Below are 3,703 nucleotides of genomic sequence, written 5' to 3' on the forward strand. Positions count from 1 at the left end.
TCCCGGTCGATGGACAGCATGTAGCCGCGCCGGGCGATGTTGCGCACGAGGAGTTCCGAGACCAGTTGATTGCCGAGCCCGTCGCGCAGGCGCTTGATGCGGGTGGCGCCGGCGGCCTCGTCGCAGAGCGCGGCGTCGCGGCCGGTGAGCACCGCCTCGAGTTCCGCGCCGCTCAGCACGTCGCCGTCGAGCCGCGCCTCGGCGAGGGCGGCGAGCGTTTCCATCCCGGCGTCGGTGAGCTTGAGCGCGATGTTGTTGAGGTAGACGGTGTTCTCCGCCCGGCTCAGGATCAGCGAGGTGACCTGGATGCCGGCGCGCTCGATCTGCGCCATGCGGCGGTCGAGCGCGAGCAGAAGGACGAGGAAGGCCACCGCCGCGAGGAGCATGGCGGCCGAGAAGACCAGAAGGACGAGGATCACCACCCGGTAGCCCGCGAGCGTCTCGGCGAAGGCGGTGCCGCTCTGCGCGAGGATCTCGAGGAGCTTCACCTCCGCCTGGCTGGTGAGGTCGTCGTTTTCCACGAAGATGCGCTCGACGCGGGCATCGAAGGCATCGGCGTCGGGGAGCGCCGCGAAAAGGAGCAGGGCCCCGCCGGCCAGGAGCGCCGCGATCGCGGCGAGCCCGGCCCGGACGAGGCGCGCGGCGGCGCGGCGCGTCTCAGTAACGGAGAAAGTAGGCGCCGGCATTCTCGCGTCGCTCCTCGAGCCCGTCCTCGCCGAAGACGGAGACCACGGTCAAGAGCCGCCAGCCTGCCGCCGCGAGGCGGGGGGCGAGCGCCTCGGCCGCGCGCGCGGGCGTGCACGGCGTGTCAGCGACGCGCGCGACGCCGTAGTGCAGCGCGAAGGGGTCGTCCTGCCGCGCCTTGTAGTCGGCGTAGCAGTCGGCCCCGGCGGTCCCTGCGGGTGCGGCGAGGGCGAGGGCGAGGAGGGCGGCGCGGATCATGCCGAGAAGACTGCGGCGAAGGCCGCTGTCTTGCAATGACGCGCACCGCCGCGGGCGAGGTTATCCGATGACGGGGGCGCGACATTGCCTGTCCGGGCCGGCACGGCGGAGCGTGGCGCCGTCGCCCCGTGCCGACCGGCCGGGGCGGGACAGCAAAGGAGATGCCCCATGATCAGGAAACCCCTCTGCCTCGCCCTCGCCGGGGCGCTCGCGCTCGTCGCGGCAGGCCCCGTGCCGGCCCGCGCGGCGAGCGAGCAGGACATCGCGCGCATGCTCGCCGGTCTGGCGGCGCTCGCCATCGTCGGCAAGGCGCTTTCGGACGCGACGGACGACGGCGCGCGCGACCGGCCGAAACGGGTGCAGCGCCCGCAGCACGACAAGACCGTGGCGCCGCGCTGCCTGCGCACCTTCGAGCGCCAGGACGGGTTGCGCCGCGTGGTGATGAAGCGCTGCACGCAGCGCAGCGTGGGCCGCCCTGACCTGTTGCCGAGGGAGTGCCTCGTCCGGGTGCGCACGGCCAACGGTCCGCGCCGGGCCTACGGCGGGCGCTGCATGCGCCAGCACGGCTATCGCCTCGGGGGGACCTGAGCCGGCGCGCGCCGCGACGTCGCGGTTGCGCCGGGCCGGCGGGCCGGGTTTGATGATGGCATGGACGCACCCGATCTCTGCCACGAGCGCGCGGCGGCGGCGCGCGGCGCGCGCCGGGTCGTCGGCGTGGACGAGGCCGGGCGCGGGCCGCTCGCCGGGCCGGTGACGGCGGCGGCGGTGCTGCTCGACCCGGCCTGCGTGCCCGAGGGCATCGCGGACTCCAAGCGGCTGACGGCGGCGCGGCGCGCGGCGCTCGCCGAGGCGCTCGCGGCCTGCGCGGTGGTCTCGGTGGTGCATGTGAGCGTCGAGGAGATCGACGCGCTCAACATCCTCGCCGCCTCGGAACTCGCCATGTGCCGGGCCGTCGCCGCGCTGCCCGAGCCGCCCGATCACGCGCTGATCGACGGCAACCGCGTGCCGCAGGGCCTGACCTGCGGGGCGGAGGCGATCGTGGCGGGCGACGCGCGGGTGCTCTCGATCGCCGCGGCCTCGATCGCGGCGAAGGTGGCGCGCGACGCGCTGATGACCGATCTCGCCGCCGCGCATCCCGGCTACGGCTGGGAGACGAACATGGGCTATTCGTCACGCCGCCATCTCGCGGCGCTCCAAGATCTCGGGGTGACCCCTCACCATAGGCGGTCCTTCGCGCCGGTGCACAAGATATTGTATCAAGGTCGAAGCGTAAGCCTCTGATTCGAAAAAACAAATTGACCTGATTCGCGCCTTCCCGCATGGTCGGACGCGAGGCAGGAGCGCGGCGAACCGCGCCGGACAGAGGCAGACGAGATGAAAGACATGGCGCGCGTGGCCGATGTGCCGCGCAACGAGATATTGCGCGGCGACAGTATCGAGGTGATGGCGGGGCTGCCCGAGGCGTCCGTCGACCTGATCTTCGCAGATCCGCCCTACAACCTTCAGCTCCGGGGCGATCTGCACCGGCCCGACAACTCGCGCGTGGACGCGGTGGACGACGCCTGGGACCGCTTCGACAGCTTCGCGGCCTACGATGCCTTCACGCGGGCCTGGCTCGCCGAGGCGCGGCGCGTGCTGAAGCCGGACGGCGCGATCTGGGCGATCGGCTCCTATCACAACGTGTTCCGCCTCGGGGCGGCGCTGCAGGACACGGGGTTCTGGATCCTGAACGACGTGGTCTGGCGCAAGTCCAACCCGATGCCCAACTTCCGCGGCCGGCGCTTCACCAACGCGCACGAGACGCTGATCTGGGCCACGCGGGAGGAGGGCGCGCGCTACACCTTCAATTACGAGGCGCTGAAGGCGCTCAACGACGGGGTGCAGATGCGCTCCGACTGGGTGATCCCGCTCTGCACCGGGCACGAGCGGCTGAAGGACTCGAACGGCGACAAGGCGCATCCGACGCAGAAGCCCGAGGCGCTGTTGCACCGGGTCATCCTGGGCTGCACGAAGCCGGGCGACCTGGTGCTCGATCCGTTCTTCGGGACCGGCACGACGGGCGCGGTCGCGCGGATGCTCGGGCGCGACTACATCGGCATCGAGCGGGACGAGGACTACATCGCGCTCGCCGAGCGGCGCCTCGCCGAGGTGCGTCCCTACGACCGTGCCGCGCTGGAGGTGAGCGCCTCGAAGCGCGCCGCGCCGCGGGTGCCCTTCGGGCAACTGGTCGAGCGCGGGATGCTCCGGCCGGGCGAGGTGCTGACCTCGGTCAACGGCAAGGCCGCGAAGGTGCGCGCCGACGGCACGCTGGTCGCCGACGGGGTGAACGGCTCCATCCACCAGGTGGGCGCGGCGCTGGAGGGGGCGCCGTCGTGCAACGGCTGGACCTACTGGTGCTTCCGCCGCGAGGGGCGCAGCGTGCCCATCGACGTGCTGCGCCAGCAGCTCCGCGCGGAGATGGAGGAGCGGCCGGGCTGAGCGGCCCTTTTCCTCGCCCGTGGCGCGCTATGTCCATTTGAAACGATGGAGGGCGCGATGGAGCGTATTCTGGTGATCGGCGCGAGCCGCGGCATCGGGCTCGAAGTGGTGCGGCAGGGCCTCGACCGGGGGCTCACGGTGCGTGCGATGGCGCGCAGCGCAGACTCGATGACGCAGGAGAGCCCGGCGCTCGACCGGTTCGCGGGCGACGCCACGGACCCGGCCGACCTCGCCCGCGCGCTCGAGGGGCAGGAGGCGGTGATCATGGCGCTCGGCGTGCCGC

At 72.5% G+C, this 3,703-nt stretch carries 6 protein-coding genes; 4 read left to right on the top strand and 2 right to left on the bottom strand.

Features of this window, described 5'->3' with window-relative positions:
* Together ACESL7_RS14190 and ACESL7_RS14195 are read right to left on the bottom strand one after the other, a co-directional pair.
* Positions 1-686, bottom strand: a 686-nt coding sequence (locus tag ACESL7_RS14190) for a winged helix-turn-helix domain-containing protein (protein WP_372893954.1), incomplete at its 3' end; no start/stop codon positions are given.
* Positions 658-942: a hypothetical protein gene (locus ACESL7_RS14195; protein WP_372893955.1), complete on the bottom strand. Its 285-nt coding sequence runs from the start codon at positions 940-942 to the stop codon at positions 658-660. The genes ACESL7_RS14190 and ACESL7_RS14195, both read right to left, overlap by 29 nt.
* Before the next feature lie 168 nt (positions 943-1,110).
* On the opposite strand from ACESL7_RS14195, the gene ACESL7_RS14200 reads away from it, so the two are divergent.
* The 4 genes from ACESL7_RS14200 to ACESL7_RS14215 form a co-directional block, all read left to right on the top strand.
* The gene (locus tag ACESL7_RS14200) at positions 1,111-1,530 is read left to right on the top strand and encodes a hypothetical protein (protein WP_372893956.1); all 420 of its coding nucleotides are present in this window, start codon (positions 1,111-1,113) and stop codon (positions 1,528-1,530) included.
* 60 nt (positions 1,531-1,590) lie between these two features.
* Positions 1,591-2,223 carry a ribonuclease HII gene (locus ACESL7_RS14205; protein WP_372893957.1) on the top strand — a complete coding sequence of 211 codons (633 nt, stop codon included), beginning with the start codon at positions 1,591-1,593 and terminating at the stop codon, positions 2,221-2,223.
* Between the two features lie 93 nt (positions 2,224-2,316).
* Positions 2,317-3,420: a site-specific DNA-methyltransferase gene (locus tag ACESL7_RS14210; protein WP_372893958.1), complete on the top strand. Its 1,104-nt coding sequence runs from the start codon at positions 2,317-2,319 to the stop codon at positions 3,418-3,420.
* A 57-nt stretch (positions 3,421-3,477) separates the two neighbouring features.
* On the top strand, positions 3,478-3,703 hold a 226-nt coding region (locus ACESL7_RS14215; RefSeq protein ID WP_372893959.1), incomplete at its 3' end, for an SDR family NAD(P)-dependent oxidoreductase.

Origin of the sequence: Rhodosalinus sp., from assembly GCF_041685465.1 — a bacterium.
Lineage (GTDB): Bacteria > Pseudomonadota > Alphaproteobacteria > Rhodobacterales > Rhodobacteraceae > Rhodosalinus.